The organism is Phyllobacterium sophorae, from assembly GCF_003010965.1.
GTDB lineage: Bacteria > Pseudomonadota > Alphaproteobacteria > Rhizobiales > Rhizobiaceae > Phyllobacterium > Phyllobacterium sophorae.
In genome coordinates this window covers 478,473-497,784 of sequence record NZ_PGGM01000002.1, presented here as the reverse complement: position 1 = coordinate 497,784, position 19,312 = coordinate 478,473, and the positions used below count along the sequence as shown (strand labels likewise).

Genomic DNA, 19,312 nt, shown 5'->3' with positions numbered 1-19,312 from the left:
TAGCGAAATGCCGCTGTCCGAGATCATCCCATGTTTTCAGTATGTTATCTACTAATGTGATTTTTTTGCACTGCTGTTCAAAAAAATGTCACAAGTCGTGCGTAAGCATAAAACAGTTGCTGATGAATTATTGTGGTTTCAACGAATCGGTCCACAATTACGCTAAACAAGATAGAAGAATGAGTGGAGCCTTGAACGTAACCTATCGGGATGAGATTGTGACCGGCAAGCGGATAGAGACGCCAGACGGCAGGGTTCGCCAGGTTGCGGCGCTTGTTTATCGCGTCAAGAAGGAACGGCCTGAAATTCTCCTGATCACCAGCCGTGGCACTGGCCGGTGGGTTTTACCCAAAGGCTGGCCGCAGATTGGCAAGACGTTTGCGCAATCTGCGCGGGCAGAAGCCTTTGAAGAGGCCGGCGTCCGGGGCGACATCGCCCCTTTTTCCATCGGCACGTATACATACGAAAAACAAGATATGAGCGACGGTGAAGTCGGCGACTTCGTTGTCGATGTCTTTCCAATGCACTTTACGCATCAACAAAAAAATTGGCCGGAGCGCGGCGAGCGGCGGCTCGAATGGGTTAGCGTCGAAGAATCGGTGCGCCGCGTCGAAGAGCCGGAATTGAAAGCCCTCATAGCGCGCTTTGATCCTGAGCTAGTCAGCGTTCGTTGACCGCGTCGGCGGAACGCTTGGATTATAGCTTTTTCAGATATGTTCCAGCACTTCCAGACTGGCCTTTAAGCGACCAGTAATTGCAAATACCCGCACGCGTTTCTCCCCGTTATCCACATATGTGACACACAAGATATTGCGGTCACAAATATGCAAAAAACTATTTCTTGACGCTCGCCCGCGAGTCACTTTTTATGGTTTTCGGCGTTGCGTTTGTAGCGTGACCGGAGTGTCTGTACCCGGTTTTCTTCCAGTTTCTACTGTGTTTTCCGGACCTTGTGCCCAATTGGCGCGTGGCATCGAGGAGCCGTATCTGGATGGAAAAGACTGGACATGCACAGGCAAATATTTGTTGGGTAAATAGCGCCTTAACACAATATTTAGTGTTTACACGTATATTGCGTACCAGATAGTGTGACATTCTCATCAACGATGAATCACACGACAGGCGTCAGCAAATGGGCCGCCAAGCCCGGAAATGAAGCGGGATATCGCATCAATGACGGGCTGAGGTGAAGCGACCGGTTTTCAGTGGTGAAACCGGATAGGGCGGATTTGTGTTCATGCGGCGCGCAACACTTCACACGGCGCCCAAGGGACACTATATATAGGGACAAGGACGAGACAGATGCGGATCGAACGGCGTTTTACCAAAGAGAACCAGTCAGCCTATGCGGAGATTGAATTTCGCGTAGCGACGAGTGAGATCAAGAACCCGGACGGATCTGTCGTGTTCCGTTTGGAGAATATTGATGTTCCGGCCCAGTTCAGTCAGGTGGCCGCCGATATTCTGGCGCAGAAATATTTCCGCAAAGCCGGCGTGCCAGCCAAGTTGAAGAAGGTCGAGGAAAACTCGGTTCCTTCGTGGCTCTGGCGTTCGGTAGCTGATGATGAGGCTTTGGCCGCCCTGCCCGCTGAAGAGCGTTTTGGCTCCGAAATGGACGCGCGTCAGGTTTTCGACCGTCTTGCCGGCACCTGGACGTATTGGGGCTGGAAAGGCAAATATTTCGATAGTGAAGTTGATGCCCTCGCCTTCCGCGATGAGCTTGCTTACATGCTCGCCACCCAGCGCGTCGCGCCCAACTCGCCGCAATGGTTTAACACCGGTTTGCACTGGGCCTATGGTATCGATGGTCCCGGGCAAGGCCATTATTACGTTGACCCGGACACCGGCAAGCTGACCAAGTCCAAATCTTCCTATGAACATCCGCAGCCGCATGCCTGCTTCATCCAGTCCGTCGCGGACGACCTGGTCAACGAAGGCGGCATCATGGATTTGTGGGTACGTGAGGCGCGCCTGTTCAAATACGGCTCCGGTACCGGTTCGAATTTCTCCTTCCTGCGCGGAGAAGGCGAAAAGCTCTCCGGCGGCGGCCGCTCTTCCGGCCTGATGTCGTTCTTGAAGATCGGCGATCGGGCTGCGGGCGCCATCAAGTCAGGCGGCACGACTCGCCGCGCTGCGAAAATGGTCGTTGTCGATGTCGATCACCCAGATATCGAGGAATATATCGACTGGAAGGTGAAAGAAGAGCAGAAGGTTGCGGCTCTTGTTACCGGTTCCAAGATCGTCAAGCAGCATCTGGCTGCGATCATGAAGGCCTGCGTTAATTGCGAGGCCGACAATGGCGATTGCTATGATCCGGCCAAAAATCCGGCACTGAAGCGTGAGATCAAGGCAGCCAAGAAGAATCAGGTCCCGGAAAACTACATCCAGCGCGTCATCCAGTTTGCCAAGCAGGGCTACACGGATATCGATTTCAAGACCTATGACACGGATTGGGATTCCGAAGCCTATCTGACTGTCGCCGGTCAGAATTCCAACAATTCCGTTTCGCTCAAGGACGAATTCCTGCGCGCTGTTGAAAGCGACGGCAACTGGAACCTGACCGCCCGCAAGGACGGCAAGGTAATGAAGACGCTGAAGGCTCGCGATCTTTGGGAGAAAATCGGATATGCGGCCTGGGCATCGGCTGACCCGGGTTTGCATTTCAACACGACTATGAATGATTGGCACACTTGCCCGGCCGCCGGTCCCATCCGCGCATCCAACCCGTGCTCGGAATACATGTTCCTTGACGATACGGCCTGCAATCTCGCCTCGATCAACCTCCTCACCTATCGCGGCAAGGATGGCAAGTTCGACGTCTCCGGCTACGAGCATACGGCGCGTCTGTGGACGATCGTTCTCGAAATTTCCGTGATGATGGCGCAATTCCCGTCCAAGGAAATTGCCAAGCTCTCCTATGAGTATCGCACGCTCGGTCTTGGCTATGCGAATATCGGAGGCCTGCTAATGACCTCCGGCATTCCGTACGACAGCGCTGAAGGACGTGCCATTGGCGGAGCTCTCACAGCCATCATGACCGGTATTGCCTATGCCACCTCGGCCGAAATGGCCAAGGAGCTCGGTGCCTTCAACGGCTATGCGCCAAACGCCGCCAATATGTTGCGCGTTATTCGCAATCATCGCCGCGCCGCCCATGGCGAAAATCAAGGCTATGAAGGCCTGGCCGTAAACCCCGTTGCGCTGATTGCTGCTGATTGCCCGGATCAGGACCTGATCACCCATGCGAAGTCCGCTTGGGACAAGGCGTTGGAGCTTGGCGAAAAGCATGGCTTCCGCAATGCGCAGGCCACGGTAATTGCGCCTACCGGCACGATCGGCCTCGTCATGGATTGCGACACGACAGGCATTGAGCCGGACTTTGCGCTGGTCAAGTTTAAGAAGCTCGCCGGTGGTGGTTACTTCAAGATTATTAACCGCGCCGTTCCGGAGGCTTTGCGCACGCTCGGCTACTCGGAAAGTCAGATTGCCGAAATCGAGGCCTATGCTGTCGGCCACGGCAATCTCAATCAGGCGCCCGGCATTAATCCCGGCTCGCTAAAAGCAAAGGGATTCACCGACGAGATCATCGCCACGCTCAACACGGCGCTGAAGTCGGCATTCGACATCAAATTCGCAGTCAACAAGTGGACCATTGGTGAAGATTTCGCCAAGAATGTGCTCGGCTTCACCAGCGAGCAGCTTAACGACATCTCCTTCGAAATCCTGCCCGCCCTGGGGTTCTCCAAGAAGGAAATCGAAGCCGCCAACATTCACATCTGTGGTGCGATGACGCTAGAGGGCGCGCCCTTCCTCAAGGAAGAGCACTATCCGGTTTTCGATTGCGCCAACCCGTGCGGCAAGATCGGCAAGCGTTATCTTTCGGTCGACAGCCATATCCGCATGATGGCTGCGGCACAGCCCTTCATTTCCGGTGCGATCTCCAAAACGATCAACATGGCAAACGAAGCAACTGTTGAAGATTGCAAATCCGCTTACATGCTGTCCTGGAAGCTGGCTCTGAAGGCCAATGCACTTTATCGCGATGGCTCGAAGCTGTCGCAGCCACTGAACGCATCTCTGCTTGCCGATGAAGACGAGGATGAGGATGATGCAATCGAGGCGTACATCGAGGCCCCAGCAGCCGCCCGCGCGGTGCAGGTCACCGAAAAGATCGTTGAACGCATCGTGGAGAAATACATCCACGATCGCGAGAAACTGCCGAATCGCCGCAAGGGCTATACCCAGAAAGCCACGGTTGGTGGCCACAAGATCTATCTGCGCACCGGTGAGTTTGACGACGGTCGTCTGGGCGAGATCTTCATCGACATGCATAAGGAAGGCGCCGCCTTCCGGGCGATGATGAACAATTTCGCCATCGCGATATCGCTTGGCCTGCAATATGGCGTGCCCCTGGAGGAATATGTGGAGGCTTTCACCTTCACCAAGTTCGAACCGGCTGGCATGGTCCAGGGCAATGATGCGATCAAGAACGCGACATCTATCCTGGATTATCTGTTCCGCGAACTTGCGGTTTCCTATCTGGATCGGCACGACCTTGCTCATGTAGATCAGTCGGATTTCTCCAACACCTCGCTGGGTCGCGGCATTTCCGAAGGCAAGGCTGAGCCGGTCTCGAAGGGACTGACACGCGGTGCTTCGCTGAAGGTGGTCTCTCCCAACAAGGCTGATCCGAAGGGTTTTAGCAACGCAGGGGGAGCGGGCGTCGTCAGCGCGCCGAAGGCAACTGCGTCATCAAATGTCACGACCCTCACCAGCCGCACGACAACGGCACTCGCTGCGAAACCAGCAATTGCCGCTGTTGCACAGGAATCCACGGGCTTCAAGCGTGACTATGAAGAGCGTGCCAAGGACCAGACGGAAGCCGAGAACAGCGCCGCATCGGCCCTGTTCGACAACGCCGACGCAGAGGCCGCAGCTGAGGAAGCCAAGGCCGAGGCGAAGAAGCTAATGTCCGACCGCCGCATCAAGTCAATGATGCAGGGCTATACCGGGGACAGTTGCTCGGAGTGCTCGAACTTCACGATGGTGCGCAATGGCACCTGCCTGAAATGCGATACCTGTGGCGCCACGAGCGGTTGTAGTTAAGCGCTTTTTGCACTCCTTGATGCTCGCAAGGAGAATCGCGCTCAGGACGCCCACCGTGTCCTTTTCACTGCGATTTGGCTGTCCCAGAATTCTGGGGCAGCTATTAGCACCTGATTGATGTGCAGTTCAATCTCGCCGGTGCCCCCACGTCACCGGCCGCAGATATCACTCAACTTCTTATGAACGCTAGAAGATCCGCATTGATGACGTCGGCATGGGTCGTGCACATGCCATGCGGATATGTCTCATAGACCTTCAGTGTCCCATTCTTCAAGAGCTTGGCCGACAGGAGCGCGGAGTCCGCAATGGGGACGATCTGGTCGTCGTCGCCGTGCATCACAAGCGTTGGAACGTCAATCGCTTTCAGGTCTTCGGTGAAATCGGTTTCTGAAAAGGCTTTGATGCAGTCGTAATGCGCTTTTGCACCGCCTATCATGCCCTGCCTCCACCAGTTCGCACGGATCGGATCGGATACGGTCGCGGCCTCGCGGTTGAAACCGTAGAATGGAATCGGGAAATTCCAGTAGAATTCCGCACGGTTGGCAGCGAGCTTGGCACGCAAGCCATCCAAGACCTCAATCGGCAAGCCACCCGGATTTGCCGCGGTTTTCACCATGATCGGCGGAACGGCCCCTATCAGCACCAGCTTGGCCACGCGACCCTTGCCATGGCGAGCGACGTAATGGGCAGCTTCGCCGCCGCCGGTCGAATGCCCCACATGAATGGCATCGCGCAGGTCGAGCGACGCTGCGAGTTCAGCGAAATCGGCAGCATAGGTGTCCATGTCGTTGCCGGTCGCGGTTTGGGTGGAGCGGCCGTGGCCACGACGGTCGTGAGCGATGACGCGGTAACCCTTGTCCAGGAAGAACAGCATCTGCGTATCCCAATCGTCGCTGGAGAGCGGCCAGCCGTGATGGAAAACAATCGGCTGCCCCGCTCCCCAGTCCTTGTAGAAGATTTCCGTACCATCCCTGGTTTTAAGTGAGCCCATGTCATTCGTCCTTTCGCTTTTGTTGCTAAAACTGGTTGGTGAAACACCTTGGGCGCTGAACGCCAGCGAAGGCGTCACAGCCATGACCGTCACGCTCGCCGCGAGCAGAAGCAGGTCACGACGAGACGCTTCGATTGTTTCAAACTGTGTGTGTTCATTCATGCAGCAATCTCCCTTCGGGATGCAGAGCCGGACAGGTGGCACGCTCGCCTGCCAATTCGTTGGCTGCGGGAAGAAACCGGAAAAACTTCTGCATTCATCGTCTCTGTCGCATCCGGTTAACACAGCTCACAGAAGAAAATTAGCTCACATGCCGGGCTCAAACATCCCGTCCATTGGTTTGGATCGCTTATACCCAAGGTCACACTACACAGGACCAAATGCAGGTGCTTCATGACCGCCAGTGACCGCTGGCTCCGTTCTCTGGAAAAACTGGACGCCGCTCGACGTATCGAACGATCCAGTGATAAAGTTTCGGCTGTCGCGCGTGAATCGTTGATGTCAACCGCTCACATCGTTCCAAGCTGCGCTTGCCGGGGTTCGAGTATGCTCCGGCCGGATAACCATGGAGTTCAGTCAAACCATGACCGAAACCGGCGATTCTTTGACGCCTCGCAATTCTGCGATTCTCGTGGCCGGCGCGATCGCCGCGCAGGTGATCGGCGGGCTGGTCCCGCAGATGTCTCCCTTTGTGATTGCCGGGGTTATGGACGGTCTTTCACTGTCGGAACGCGACGCCGGTTTTATCGCGTTCGCCGAGTTCCTCGCCCTCGCCGTCACTGCGATGGCAATCGCACCCATCCTGCCCCAGTTTTCCTATCGGCGCGTCGGCCTCGTCGCCGCAGCACTGGTCTTGGTCGCTCAAAGCGCATCAATCTTCAGCGTCTCGCTTGGATGGCTCGCGGTGCTCCGCGTTCTTGCGGGTGTTGGGGAAGGCACACTTTATGCGGTGTCGCTTTCCATTGTCGCCTCCCATTGCAGAAACCCAGACAAGGTTTATGGCTACTTTCAGGTGATCTGGGCCTTGGGCAGTGTCGCGCTCTTCGCTATCGGCGGTCAGCTCACCGCTGCCTTCGCACATCGCGGCATCCTCGCCTTGATCGCGGGTGTGACGCTCATACTCGCGCCGCTCCTGCTCCTCATTCCGGACGACCGCGCCAAGAGCGGATACCGAGCTGAAGCTGACACGGCGCAGGCCCCACCTTTGCTGGGCGTCATGACGTTCGGCGCGATCGTGCTTTACCTGACCGCCTCGGCTGCGATCTATGCGTTCAGTGCGCCCTTGGGCGAGCGCGCGGGCGCGGGTCTTGATACGACCGCGGTCGGCTATGTGCTGACCGTCGCGTCGCTCGTCGGTCTCGCAGGAGCAGGAGCCGCCACTGCTCTCAATGTGCGCTGGGGACGGGCAATCCCTATCTCGGGGTTCTGCGCCGGATTCGCACTTGTCGTGCTCGCGCTCTGTCTCTGGCGTAACCCAACAGTCTACGTCGCCGCCCTCGTCGCGTCGGTCGTCATTTACTACTTCTCGATCCCGTATCTTTTTGGTCTGGCCGCGGCGCTCGACCGCAACGGACGTTGGGCTGCGGCCGCGGGATCGGCTTATCTGCTCGGATTCGCTGCAGGCCCTCTTGTCGCTGGCAGCGTGATCGGGGCGGCGGGTTACGCCGGCCTCGCCGGGGTCTGCGTCGTGATCACCGCCGCCGCGTGGGGGCTTGCGATGATCGTTATTCGGCAAGGCCGGGGAACGGCTGCCGCCTCCATCGAAGTGCCGGGCTGAAGCGGCCATTGGAACCGTGCCTCGCCCACTCGGTCAGTGCGTTTGAAGCTGTCCGGTCTCCAGCGTCTTTCGCACCCCGGCAGGCAGCGCTTCCCACACGCGGACAAGTTCACCGACCGACATGAGCCCCATCTTGCGCATGACGTTGCAACGGTGGAGCTTGACAGTGATCTCGCTGATGCCGAGGCCGAAGGCAATCTGCTTGTTCAGCTGGCCAATTGCGACTTCTCGCATCACCTGACGTTCACGTGGTGTAAGCAGCGCGAACTTGCTTACGTGGTCGGTAACGATCCGTGCCTGGGCGCGCTGCTTGATATCGCGCTCAATCCCTGCTGCGATTGCATCAAGTAGCGTTTGGTCGCGCACGGGTTTGGTGAGGAAATCGACCGCTCCCGCCTTCATCGCCTGGACTGACATCGGGATGTCGCCATGGGCGGTAAGAAAGATGATCGGCTTGCCGTCACCACTTTCCAGGAGCCTATGCTGGAGATCGAGACCGCTCACGCCCGGCATCCGCACGTCGGCGATAAGGCATCCCGGCCGATCCGGAAGCTCGGCTTCGAGGAAGTCTTGCGTCGATCCGAAGCTGATTGTGTCCAGGCCCACCGACTGCATTAGCTCGTCCAGTGCTTCACGGAGCCTTTCATCGTCATCCACCAGGATGACCAATGGGTGCTCCGCTTTGGCCCAGCTGCCCGCGGACGGCGATCGATCAGGCAATTTATCGCTTGCATTTGCATGATAGCTCTCACTCATATTGGATACCCCTTTCCGGTCAGTGCGTCGGCAACCGCTGCAAGCAGCTCTTGCCCGTCGAAAGGCTTGCGGAAGAACCAGCCAGGCTTTGGTTGCATCTGTTCGGCGAGTTGGTGCCTGCCACTAATCAGGATCACCGGCAGGTCAACTCGTCTCTCGCTCATCACGCGCTGCAACTCGAAGCCGTCCATGCCGGGCATACCGATATCGGTGATCAGACAACCGATCTCCTTCAGAGCGTTGCAGTCGAGGAGGGCTTGTGCCGACGAAAATGCCCGCACAGCATGTCCCGCTGACTCGAGAAGATCCTCAAGCGAGTCGAGGAGGCGCTGATCGTCATCGACAATCGCTATTATGGGCTTCGGGTTGGTCATTCTCGCGAGTTTCCTGATCGTCTGGAATGAGTGATTGGGATCTGCAGCTTTTCGGCGATCCGCACCAGGTCGGCGAACGATGTCGCCTCCATCTTGTGCATGATCTTGCCCCGGTGGATTTCAAGGGTGATCTCACTGATGCCGAGTTCCGCCGCCGCCTGCTTGTTGAGGAGCCCACTGACCACGAGTGGCAATACCTCGCGCTCGCGCGGCGTAAGCACCGAGAAACGGCGTACAAGATCGGCCAGTTCCGCGCGAGTCGAACGTTGTTCCCGGTCACGCTGGATGGCCGCGCGAACCGCCGCAATCAAATCGCTCTCCCCGACGGGTTTGGTCAAAAAGTCGACAGCGCCACCCTGGATCGCCCTCACCGTCGATGGAATGTCGCCGTGCCCCGTGAGAAATACGATAGGAGGATGGACGTCACTCGATAGTTGCCTCTGGAACTCCAGACCGTTGACGTCGGGCAGTTCGACATCGAGGATCAGGCACGCTGGGAGATCGGGCTTCGCATAGGCTACATAGTCAGCGGCGACGGCGAACGTCGCGGATTGCCATCCCAAGGACTCCAGCAGTTCTCCGAGCGCCTCGCGGACTCTGGCATCGTCATCCACGATGAAGACGATCTCCTCGGGCGGTTTCATGGCATTTCACTCGCAGCCAGCGGAAGCGTAAAGGCGACGGTCGCCCCGCGCGGCTCATTGTTGGCGGTCCAAAGGCGCCCCCCATGCGATTCGATGATCGACCGGCAAATTGCGAGTCCCATACCCATCCCATGCGCCTTTGTGGTGAAGAACGGCTCAAAGACCCGCTGGGGATCCTTGAAACCAGTTCCATCGTCGCGAACCTCAACGCGGATTGCGTCGGGGCCATCGCGGTACGAGCGTATCTTGATCGCACGAGCGCTGCCCGCTACGGCGTCCATCGCCTCGACCCCATTCCGGATCAGGTTCACGAACACCTGCTGTATCTGGACCCGGTCGAGTGCGACCAGCGGCAGGTCCGGCTCAAGGGTCGTCTCGACGCAGACGGTCTTCGCCGTGGTTTCGTCAGCCATCAGTAGGCACACTTCATCGATCAGGCGGTTGACGTCTTCAGGTAATCTGGCCTCTGGAGCGTGACGGAAGAGGGCGCGGATACGACCGACAACCTCCGCCGCCGAGTTGGCATCACGGGTGATGCGCTCGGCCGTGATCTTGGCGCGTTCGACGTTCGGGGGCTCTGCAGACAGCCAACGGTGGCATGCGTGGGAATTGGCGACGATCGCGGCGAGCGGCTGGTTTACTTCATGTGCGATCGACGCTGACAACTCGGCCAGGCTTGCCGCCCGAGTTGCCTGCGCGAGCCTCTCCGAGGCCCGTCGCAACGCTTCTTCGGCGTGCATCTGATCGTCAATGTCGTGGCAAAGACCGAACCACTGGACGATGCGACCGTCCTGATCTCGTAGGGGTTCGGCGCGACCGGACATCCACCGGTATACTCCGTCCGCCCGACGCAGGCGATATTTCATGGAGAAGCGGTCGCCCGTGAGAAGGCAGCGGCCGAGAACGTCTTCCACCGCCCCGGCATCGTCCGGGTGGAAGATGGTGTCGAACACGACTGCCAACTGTTGCTTGTCGTCCAGGTCCATCCCGAGAAAGTCCGCCATGCGCTTGTTGACGAGCGTAGTCTCGCCGTCCGGTGTCAGCCGCCAGAGGTTGCTCGGAACCATGTCGACGAGCAGCGAGAGTTCCCGCTCCCGTTCGCGCAGCGCCACCTGGGCGCGCATCTCATCATCGATGTCGAGAGAAACGCCGTACCATTGAACAATCGTTCCGTCTTGCTCACGCCGGGGTTCTACCCTGCACTCCGCCCACCGATAAATGTCGTCTTTCTCACGCCATCGAAACCGCATCACGGTGCCGCGGCCAGCTTCGAAACAATTAAGCAACGTTCGCTGCACCTCCGGAGCATCTTCGGGATGAATCAGCTCTCGCAGCAGCGTTTCGATGCGCGGCTCCCCGATTGCTTCGAAGTTGGCGATCACGGAGCGGAAGTGGTCCTGGTATCGTTTGTTGAAGTAGACCGGCGAATCCATTGACGTTACGCTCCAGATGCGCACCGGCACGGCATCGATCATCTGCTGAAGTTGCCGCCTGCTTTGCCGCAGCGCCTCTTCAGCGTGCATCTGATCGTCTATGCCATGACAGAGGCCATACCACTGGACAATCTGTCCGTCACGATCCCGCATCGGCTCGGCGCTGCTCGACATCCAGCGATAGACGCCATCTGCGCGGCGGAGGCGATATCTCATCGTGAAGCGCTCGCCGGTGACGAGGCAGCGATTCAACCTGCCTCTAAACTCCGCTGCGTCATCCGGATGGACGGTTTCGATTACCGCCTCCAATCGGCTCATTCCTGGTCTGTCCGTGTCCGGTAAGTCCAGGCCGAGGAAATCGACCATGCGCTTGTTGAAGAAAGTGGGCTCGCCGTCCGGGGTCAAGCGCCATAGGTGGCTCGGAACCATGTCTACCAGTAGCGAGAGCTCGTGCTCCCGGTCCCGTAACACTTCATTGACCGGTTTTTGGTCTTCGATTTCTATCGGCATAATCGGCCGCTCCTGCCCGACAAAGCAAACTTTGGGACCGTCTACGCCGCTTATACCACTCACAGTCAATGTCCGGGCCGACGAAATCATACCGCAGCTTAATCCAACCATGCCCCTGCCGCACCTCATGGAAATCCATGATTGTACGTGGATGTGACTAGCTGAAGCGGCAATGCACCGAGTCGGCAGCGAACGCCCCTAACCTCGGCACGCGACAGGCGGCATACCTCGGTCGCAGAAATCGGCAGCTTGCGTCCCAGCCGGCGTCATTTCTATCCGCGTTTTCTAGACTTGGGTATGGGCCGACTAAACCCTTCGATTAGTGCGTTACGCCCCGTGCATGATAGAATGATTTTGTCTCCCCAGTCATTGTCGGAAGCAGCGAACCAATCCGGAGCAGCCGCAATAATGAGGAGGCGAGAATGACTCAGCGTGTCAAGTATGCAGAAGGGTCGCCAGAGCTTCTGACGAAATTCACCGAGTTTCTGGCTGCAATCCGAGAGAGCACAACCGAAGAGCTGGTCCGCGATCTCGTCGCCATCCATGCAGCGCAGCAGAACGGCTGCACCTTTTGCCTTGGTATGCACGTCAAGCAGGCCAAAATCGATGGTGAGCGCCGATTGCGCCTTTATCGCCTTGCAGCATGGCCTGGTTCCGCAGATGCCAAGTTCGGCCCCAACAAGGCAGATCTCAGGTAAGGCGACCAGGAACCACCGCGACTTGTCCAGGCCAAACGCCTTCCCGGCCGAGTGCAGCTTGGACAGCCGGAAACCTAAATCATCAGGCCTGAGGGCCGCGAACAGGGAGATGCGTTATGAAAATTGTTATTATCGGGGGAACCGGGCTCATCGGCTCGAAGACCGCCATACGCCTGCGCAACAAGGGCCACGAGGTTCTTGCCGTGTCGCCGAACACCGGCGTCAACACCATCACTGGCGAAGGGCTTGCGGAAGCGTTGGTCGGTGCCGAGGTCGTCGTTGACCTCGCCAACGCACCATCTTGGGAAGACAAGGCTGTGCTCGAATTCTTCGAAACGTCGGGACACAATCTGCTCGCCGCCGAAGCCAAGGCTGGCGTCAAGCATCATATAGCCCTGTCGATCGTTGGGACAGAGCGGTTGCCCGAAAGCGGGTATATGAGGGCCAAACTTGCCCAGGAGAGGCTCATCAAGGAATCGCCGATTCCCTACACGATCGTCCATTCCACCCAGTTCATGGAATTCCTGAAGGGCATCGCCGATGGAGGAACCGTCGGCAACGTCGCTCGTCTTTCGCCCGCCGCTTTCCAGCCTATCGCCTCGGACGACGTTGCCGATGTGATGTCGGATGTCGCTCTCACAAAACCGCTCAACGGCACGATCGACATCGCGGGTCCCGAGCGCGCTCCCATGAGCGAGATCATTGCCCGGTATCTGAAAGCGGCGAACGATCCGCGGACAGTCGAGGCAGATGTCCACGCGCGTTATTTCGGCTCTGAGCTGAACGATCAGTCACTTGTGCCCTTAGGCGGTGCGCGGCTCGGCAAGATCAACTTCGAGGATTGGTTCCGTCAGTCCCAACAGCCGAAGTAACGCAGACACAGAACAAACTTGAGCGCTAGTCTCCTGCCCAGGTTTCAAACGGGCATACGCATTCAACAACCAAAGGATTACGACAATGAAGTCAGCTTTGTTATCGCTGTTTGTGTCGGCTGCAGTTTGCCTCCTTGGAGGTGTGACGTTTGCCGCTGAAGACGCCGCAAAGGTTACGCCGCTCATGCAAAAGGACCTTCCAAATTACCCTGGCAAGGAGGGGCTGATGATATCAGTCGAGTATGAGCCAGGCGGTTCCTCGCCCATTCATAAACACGAGGCGAACGCATTCGTCTACGTTCTGGAGGGCTCGATCGCGATGCAGGTCAAGGGGGAAAAGGAAGTCACCTTGTCGCCGGGAGAGACCTTCTACGAAGGCCCTTCCGACATTCACCTGGTCAGCCGGAACGCGAGCACGACCGAACCAGCTAAATTTATTGTTGTGCTCCTCAAGAACAAGGACGCTCCGGTCGTCATGCCGGTGGAGTAACTCCAATGTTTGCAAGCTGCTTGGCAGGGCGAAATCAGGCGCCGTTCACGGCGCAATAGAGGGAGCCAGTCGATGAAAATCACGGTCATGGGAGCGACCGGGCGAATTGGGATGCACCTCGTAGAGAAACTTGGACAGACAGGTGTCGAGGTGGTCGCTGCGTCCACTTCTCTCGGTGTCAACAGTGTGACAGCCTCGGAGCGGCCATAGCCGGAGCCGACGTTGTTATCGACGTTACGAACGCCGCGTCGTTTGGCGACGACACGGCTTTGGATTTTTTTAAGGCCTCCACCCGGAATCTGTTGGCTGCCTCAGCAAATGCTGGCGTCAGACACTACCTCGCGCTTTCCGTGGTGGGCACACCTCGGCTTGTTGAGAGTGATTATTTCCGCGCGAAAATGGTACAGGAAAATCTCATCAGGGCAGCAAGGAGGCCCTACACCATTCTCCATTCCACGCAATTTTTTGAGTTCATCGGCGGCGTGATCGACATGGGGGCAGACGGTGACGGCTTTCGGCTTCCGTCGGCATCGGTAAAACCGATAGCAGCTGACAACGTCGCCGAAATGCTGGCCGAATTGGCAATGGGAACAGCAAGGAACAATACCGTAGAGATCAGCGGTCACGAGCGATTCGGTCTCGACGAAATTGCGCGCATCCACCTCGCAGCAAACGAAGACATGCGCCAGGTCATAACCGACAACAGCGCTCGCTACTACGGGGTCGAACTGAACGATGACACATTGCTTCCGCTCAAGGGAGCCCCTGGGACAGTTTCAGTCAGTTCATCGAGCACGACGCGGAGGTGGATCGACGTCCTTTTACAAAATGAAATCGCGGCCGCGGACAGCGTGGAAGCTGTCCGCGGGCAAGCTTTCCACCAACATTGGAAGGAGAACACCGCAATGAATTCACAGGTGCCGATCCCTATGCGTTGGATATACGCAGCCTATACCACAGGGTGATACATCGCCGTTGCAAACGGGAGTATTGAAATTCAATCAGGAAATCAGCAGGAGGTTAACATGAGCTTGGACAACACTTCACATTCCACTAGGCCGGGACCCGACGAGTTGGTTCCGTCGCGCTACGCGCTAAAGATCGGTGAAATTGACGTAATGGTCATTAGCGATGGGGTGCTAACGCTGCCAGGTGCAATGTTGGGTCACAACGCCGACCCGGCCGCGAGGACGGCCTGGATGGACTACAATTTTCTGCCGGCGGACATGCTCGATTGGGGGCTCAATGTGGTGGTGGTGCGTAGCGGCAGCCAGACCATACTCATCGATGCCGGACTGGGGGACGACCCGGACCTGAACTTGCCGAAGGCCGGGCAACTGGCCCATCGACTGGAGGCTGCCGGCATCGATCTTGCGTCCGTGACCGACGTAGTGCTTACCCACATGCACATGGACCACATTGGTATGCTGCTCGTCGACGGGGTGAAGGACCAGCTGCGTCCGGACCTGCGAATCCACGTGGCGGCCGCCGAGGTCAAATTCTGGACGTCGCCCGATTTCTCCCACGTTTCCATGCCTAAGGGGTTCCCGGACGCGCTTCGGGCGGCCGCCAAGCGGTTCGCGGAAGAGTATCGCAGCAATCTGCAGACGTTCGAGGACGAGTACAAGGTTGCGCCAGGGGTAGTCGTCACCCGCACCGGCGGCCACACCCCCGGGCACAGCGTGGTCCGCCTCGCATCCGGCGGCGACCGGCTGATGTTCGCCGGCGACGCCGTATTCACGGTCGGGTTCGATCACCCCGACTGGTTCAACGGCTTTGAACACGACCCCGAGGAAGCGGCCCGCGTCAGGGTCCGTCTTTTGCGCGAGCTGGCCGCGAGCGGTGAGTTGCTGGTGGCAACTCACCTGCCGTTCCCCTCCGTCGGTCATGTGGCGGTCGACGGCGATACCTTTCGTTGGGTACCGATCTTCTGGGACTACTGACCGCTTGTTCGGTTAGGCGTACCAGCCGTCGAGGACATCGCGCCATGATCGTATGTTCGTGCAATGTGTTTACTGATCAGGATGTCCGCTCCGCCGTCGAGGCGGAGCCGACGCGCTCGATGGCCAGGTTTATGGTTGTCTCGGCTGCAGAGCGCAGTGCGGCCCTGCCCGGGCACCATCCGCCGCATCATCAACGAGGCGCTCGGCGGCGCCCGCACGGCATCCTGCAATGGCTGCGGGCGGCCCTCACTGTCAAATTGATGCTTATGGCTCACTTTCGTGGTCGGAAGTGATAGTGAATGCGTCATGCTCACCGACTAAGCCCTTCAGCTTGAACTGACCGATGTTCCGCACCGACGCAGCTGGCAGATCGGAGGCGAGTCGGCTTGGCGTTGAGATGTGCTCGCATGTAAAAGGAGACTGCCAGAACCGCCATGCCGTAGCTGACGATCAGTCTCGGATCTATCCTCGACATGAGCCGACCGACAATCGGCGCAATAATGACTGCAAGTATGCCCGTCGGCGCTGTGGCAATGCCCGCCCACGTCGCCGTATAACCCATCATCTGCTGAAGCCATAGGGGCGTTAGAACGATGTTGCCGAATTCTCATTAGAAATTTCAACTCGGTAAACTTCCGCCAATCAGAGGTTGGCTGGGGAACCCACGACCTCACTTCCGTATCACCTCGAGCACGGCAGGCGTTCCGCTCAATCAACACTGACGGCTTTAGCTGAGGCGATGGAGATACTCGATGCCTCCGAAGAGGAAGTCCATGTATTCCTTGATGAGGCATCTGTAGTATTTCCCGGCAGGTCAAGGCCGATGTCGTCATCATTGCCGGGCACAAGTGACTGTGACCGGGAGACCTGTCTGCCGGATTCTTCAACGAATATTCAAGAGAGAGTCAATTGTAATTCAAGGGCTCTGCAAGGACTTCCTGCCCGCGCGCTGGCATTCTCCCTCACAAATGATCGTGATCAATGTGGAACGGAGGCCAAGTCGTGAGAATCGTACTGATCCGCAGCAGCGACGTTATTGGAACGAAGCTCGCCAACAGACTTCACCAGCAGGGCCACCTCGTGGTGTCGACATCTTCAAACCCCGGCATCAAAACCCTCACTGATGAGGAACTGGCGAACGCACTCGCACGCGCTCAGGTGGTCGTCGACGTAGCAAATTCTCCCTCATTCGAGGACATGGCCGTTCTGGAGTTATTCGAGACGTCAGGTGGTAACGTCCTTGCTGCGGAAGCAGCCGCCGGTGTGGAGCATCACGTCGCGCTTTCGCTGGTCGGCATCGAGCATTTTCCTGAGAATGGCCACTGCCGCGCGAAGATGGTTCAAGAAGAACTGATCAAGGCCTCGAACATTCCTTATACGATCGTCCGTTCAACACAGTTCTTCGAAACCGTGGACGGCATCGCCCAATCGGGGACGGAGGGGAAATTCGTCCGGGCGTCGCCTGCCCTCTTCCAGCCCATCGGTTCTGACGACGTGGCTGACGCCTTGGCCAAAATTACGGTCGGAGTGCCGATTAACGGCACGGTCGAGATCGCGGGGCCAGAACGGGTGCCGATCGACGAGCTTGTACGTCAATACTTGCATACCACGAAGGACCCGCGAACCGTGATCCCAGACGTCCATGCACGCTTCTTTGGTGCGGAATTGAACGATCGATCGCTGACGCCCGGCGATGATCCGCGCATCGGCCCGACATGTTTTGAGGACTGGCTCAGCACTGTAATTCAGACAAACGATCATTCGGAAGGCTGAACTGTCGCGACCAGCGTAAGGCTGCGCAACGCATCGGAGGTTAAAATGAACATTTCGTCAGGGAATATAGTCAGCGCAACGGAAACTCGAGCTCGTTTCGAGTCTGGTCCACTTGTATTGGTGGTGGATGACGACGAATCGGTGCGCCTTTCGATTTGCGAGTTGCTGGAATCTGTCGGTATTGATGCCGTCGGCTTCGACTCGACGCAGGCGCTCATCGACGCCGATGTGCTGGATCGACCAGGCTGCATGATACTCGATGTCCGCATGCCCGGCGTGAACGGTCTTGATTTTCAGATTAGCCTGGCCGCGAACGGCATTTCCGCTTCGATCGTTTTCCTGACCGGCCACGGCGACATTCCGATGACAGTCCAGGCGATGAAAGCGGGTGCGGTCGAGTTCCTGACCAAACCCGTTCGTGACCAGACTCTGCTCGACGCGGTGAACAGAGCCATAGAAATAGACAAGGATAAGCGAGCGGAACAGTACACATCCAACGCCAATCGCGCACTCTATGCGACGTTAACCCCTCGTGAACGGCAAGTCATGGCGGCCGTCGTTCGCGGCGCGATGAGCAAACAGATAGCTTTCGAACTCAACATTTCGGAGATCACGGTCAAACTCCATCGAAGCAACTTGATGCGAAAGATGAAGACGCCCTTCCTCACGCACCTGGTTCGTGTATGGCAATCGCTGCCTGCGGATATACGTGATGAATACCCGGCTTAACCTTTCGTATAGCTTTGACGGAGCCGTGACTGATCGGTTATTAAAACCGTGCAGCGTCAGCGAGTTGAACGAAAGTTTTCAACTTGAACATCGTTTCCGTGTACCGGGTAAACGATCCGGCGCAACAATCCTCGTCATGATCGACAACACTCCGCGCCTGGAGGCAGAAGCCAGGTTGCGTAAAATCGAGGCGGACTTCTTCCACGCCGCGCGACTTTCGACGCTGGGCGAAATGACCGCTTCGATAGCGCACGAAATAAAACAGCCGCTTGCAGCGATCCTGATGAATGCACAGACCACTCTGCGCCATCTCAGGAAGGCTGTGCCAAATCTTGAAAAGGTCGAGCAACTGACATCTCGTATCGTCGACAGCGCTCAGCGAGCCACTGAAATAATTGGCCGGATCCAGGATATGGCCGGCAAACGCGCACCCACCAATGCTTTGCTTGATTTCAATGATGTCGTTCAGCAATGCCTAGTTTTTCTTAGCCACGAGGCCGAAGACAAAAACGTCGTCATCAAGGCCAGCCTGGAGCCAAATCTTCCACACGTGCATGGTGATCGGATTCAATTGCAGCAAGTTATAGTCAACTTGGTCGTCAACAGCATCCAGGCCATGAACCCGGCACCTCAGACGGGGCGCGAAATTTATCTCAAAACCAGTTTGGACGGCAACGATCATGTCGCCTTCTCGATCAGGGACACTGGAATGGGTATCCCCGTCGATCACATGGAGCAAATCTTCGATGGATTCTTCACGACCAAGGAAGGCGGGCTGGGCATAGGACTGGCTATTTGCCAATCAATCGTCAACGCCCACGGAGGGACGATTACTGCGGCCAATCATCCAGCCGGCGGGGCTCTGTTCCGTTTTTCAATCCCGACGCAAAGCGCTGCTGACGTAGCGAACAATCCGGCATCAACGGATATCCGGTCCCAACAAATCACGTCTTTGACCAAGCATGCGATTGTACTGGACAACCAATGCAATGACCTTCCCTACCTCAAGGCACTGTAGGACATAGCCCCACGTATAATATCGTTCGATCCCATAATCGCCCATTGTTGCGGCCAAGCCGCCACGGCTTCGACGCGGCGATGCGCTTACCGAAAATATAGCGATCCTCGACTGGATATTGGTGCACCAACGCCATGGAGGAGCACGAGCTCCGACTGGAAAAACGGCCGCCGGAACCGAGGTACCAAAGGTTCGTCC

Annotated in this window: 14 protein-coding genes and 2 pseudogenes; 11 read left to right on the top strand and 5 right to left on the bottom strand. The window is 57.4% G+C overall.

All coding sequences use genetic code 11. The features are described 5' to 3' along the window. Positions 1 to 191: 191 nt before the first annotated feature. A complete protein-coding gene (locus CU103_RS06345; RefSeq protein WP_410010387.1) occupies positions 192 to 674 on the top strand; it encodes an NUDIX hydrolase in 483 nt (160 codons plus the stop codon). A gap of 628 nt (positions 675 to 1,302) precedes the next feature. Further along, the gene (locus CU103_RS06340; protein ID WP_106663059.1) at positions 1,303 to 5,106 is read left to right on the top strand and encodes a vitamin B12-dependent ribonucleotide reductase; all 3,804 of its coding nucleotides are present in this window, start codon (positions 1,303 to 1,305) and stop codon (positions 5,104 to 5,106) included. A gap of 169 nt (positions 5,107 to 5,275) precedes the next feature. On the opposite strand, the gene CU103_RS06335 is transcribed toward CU103_RS06340, so the two are convergent. After that, positions 5,276 to 6,097, bottom strand: coding sequence for an alpha/beta fold hydrolase (locus CU103_RS06335; RefSeq protein ID WP_210203725.1), 822 nt, complete (start codon positions 6,095 to 6,097; stop codon positions 5,276 to 5,278). A gap of 583 nt (positions 6,098 to 6,680) precedes the next feature. Between CU103_RS06335 and CU103_RS06330 the strand changes: the two genes are divergently transcribed. Then, on the top strand, positions 6,681 to 7,874 hold the full coding sequence (locus tag CU103_RS06330; RefSeq protein WP_106663336.1) for an MFS transporter: 1,194 nt from the start codon (positions 6,681 to 6,683) through the stop codon (positions 7,872 to 7,874). Positions 7,875 to 7,907: 33 nt separating this feature from the next. Here CU103_RS06330 and CU103_RS06325 read toward each other — a convergent pair whose 3' ends face one another. From CU103_RS06325 to CU103_RS06310, 4 genes and pseudogenes are all read right to left on the bottom strand, one after another. Next, positions 7,908 to 8,630, bottom strand: a complete 723-nt coding sequence (locus CU103_RS06325; protein WP_106663058.1) for a response regulator transcription factor — start codon at positions 8,628 to 8,630, stop codon at positions 7,908 to 7,910. Then, complete coding sequence (locus CU103_RS06320; protein WP_106663057.1) at positions 8,627 to 9,004, bottom strand: response regulator transcription factor; 378 nt, start codon at positions 9,002 to 9,004, stop codon at positions 8,627 to 8,629. The genes CU103_RS06325 and CU103_RS06320 overlap by 4 nt, the downstream gene beginning before the upstream one ends. Beyond that, positions 9,001 to 9,648: a response regulator transcription factor gene (locus CU103_RS06315; protein WP_106663056.1), complete on the bottom strand. Its 648-nt coding sequence runs from the start codon at positions 9,646 to 9,648 to the stop codon at positions 9,001 to 9,003. The genes CU103_RS06320 and CU103_RS06315 overlap by 4 nt, the downstream gene beginning before the upstream one ends. Continuing rightward, positions 9,645 to 11,555 (bottom strand): annotated as a pseudogene (locus CU103_RS06310) (PAS domain-containing protein); the annotation flags it as partial. The pseudogene CU103_RS06310 and the gene CU103_RS06315, both read right to left, overlap by 4 nt. A gap of 458 nt (positions 11,556 to 12,013) precedes the next feature. Between CU103_RS06310 and CU103_RS06305 the strand changes: the two are divergent. From CU103_RS06305 to CU103_RS06260, 8 genes and pseudogenes are all read left to right on the top strand, one after another. Next, positions 12,014 to 12,289 (top strand): carboxymuconolactone decarboxylase family protein, encoded by a 276-nt coding sequence (locus CU103_RS06305; protein WP_106663054.1) that lies wholly within the window; start codon positions 12,014 to 12,016, stop codon positions 12,287 to 12,289. 116 nt (positions 12,290 to 12,405) lie between these two features. Beyond that, entirely contained in the window at positions 12,406 to 13,161 is a 756-nt protein-coding gene (locus CU103_RS06300) for an SDR family oxidoreductase (RefSeq protein WP_106663053.1), read from the top strand. 85 nt (positions 13,162 to 13,246) lie between these two features. After that, positions 13,247 to 13,651, top strand: coding sequence for a cupin domain-containing protein (locus tag CU103_RS06295; protein ID WP_210203714.1), 405 nt, complete (start codon positions 13,247 to 13,249; stop codon positions 13,649 to 13,651). A 72-nt stretch (positions 13,652 to 13,723) separates the two neighbouring features. Continuing rightward, positions 13,724 to 14,415, top strand: a pseudogene (locus CU103_RS06290) (SDR family oxidoreductase); the annotation flags it as partial. Between the two features lie 261 nt (positions 14,416 to 14,676). Next, entirely contained in the window at positions 14,677 to 15,594 is a 918-nt protein-coding gene (locus CU103_RS06285; protein ID WP_106663052.1) for an MBL fold metallo-hydrolase, read from the top strand. Between the two features lie 1,002 nt (positions 15,595 to 16,596). Then, positions 16,597 to 17,367, top strand: a complete 771-nt coding sequence (locus tag CU103_RS06270) for an SDR family oxidoreductase (protein WP_106663051.1) — start codon at positions 16,597 to 16,599, stop codon at positions 17,365 to 17,367. A gap of 45 nt (positions 17,368 to 17,412) precedes the next feature. After that, positions 17,413 to 18,096, top strand: coding sequence for a response regulator transcription factor (locus CU103_RS06265; RefSeq protein WP_106663050.1), 684 nt, complete (start codon positions 17,413 to 17,415; stop codon positions 18,094 to 18,096). After that, positions 18,080 to 19,114, top strand: coding sequence for a sensor histidine kinase (locus tag CU103_RS06260; protein WP_106663049.1), 1,035 nt, complete (start codon positions 18,080 to 18,082; stop codon positions 19,112 to 19,114). Before CU103_RS06265 ends, CU103_RS06260 begins: the two co-directional genes overlap by 17 nt. Positions 19,115 to 19,312: the final 198 nt, after the last annotated feature.

Bases quoted from the DNA above. Each gene is read 5' to 3' on its own strand.
- CU103_RS06340 (WP_106663059.1), top strand. From the start codon at position 1,303: ATGCGGATCGAACGGCGTTTTACCAAAGAGAACCAGTCAGCCTATGCG.
- CU103_RS06335 (WP_210203725.1), bottom strand. From the start codon at position 6,097: ATGGGCTCACTTAAAACCAGGGATGGTACGGAAATCTTCTACAAGGAC.
- CU103_RS06330 (WP_106663336.1), top strand. From the start codon at position 6,681: ATGACCGAAACCGGCGATTCTTTGACGCCTCGCAATTCTGCGATTCTC.
- CU103_RS06325 (WP_106663058.1), bottom strand. From the start codon at position 8,630: ATGAGTGAGAGCTATCATGCAAATGCAAGCGATAAATTGCCTGATCGA.
- CU103_RS06320 (WP_106663057.1), bottom strand. From the start codon at position 9,004: ATGACCAACCCGAAGCCCATAATAGCGATTGTCGATGACGATCAGCGC.
- CU103_RS06315 (WP_106663056.1), bottom strand. From the start codon at position 9,648: ATGAAACCGCCCGAGGAGATCGTCTTCATCGTGGATGACGATGCCAGA.
- CU103_RS06305 (WP_106663054.1), top strand. From the start codon at position 12,014: ATGACTCAGCGTGTCAAGTATGCAGAAGGGTCGCCAGAGCTTCTGACG.
- CU103_RS06300 (WP_106663053.1), top strand. From the start codon at position 12,406: ATGAAAATTGTTATTATCGGGGGAACCGGGCTCATCGGCTCGAAGACC.
- CU103_RS06295 (WP_210203714.1), top strand. From the start codon at position 13,247: ATGAAGTCAGCTTTGTTATCGCTGTTTGTGTCGGCTGCAGTTTGCCTC.
- CU103_RS06285 (WP_106663052.1), top strand. From the start codon at position 14,677: ATGAGCTTGGACAACACTTCACATTCCACTAGGCCGGGACCCGACGAG.
- CU103_RS06265 (WP_106663050.1), top strand. From the start codon at position 17,413: ATGAACATTTCGTCAGGGAATATAGTCAGCGCAACGGAAACTCGAGCT.
- CU103_RS06260 (WP_106663049.1), top strand. From the start codon at position 18,080: ATGAATACCCGGCTTAACCTTTCGTATAGCTTTGACGGAGCCGTGACT.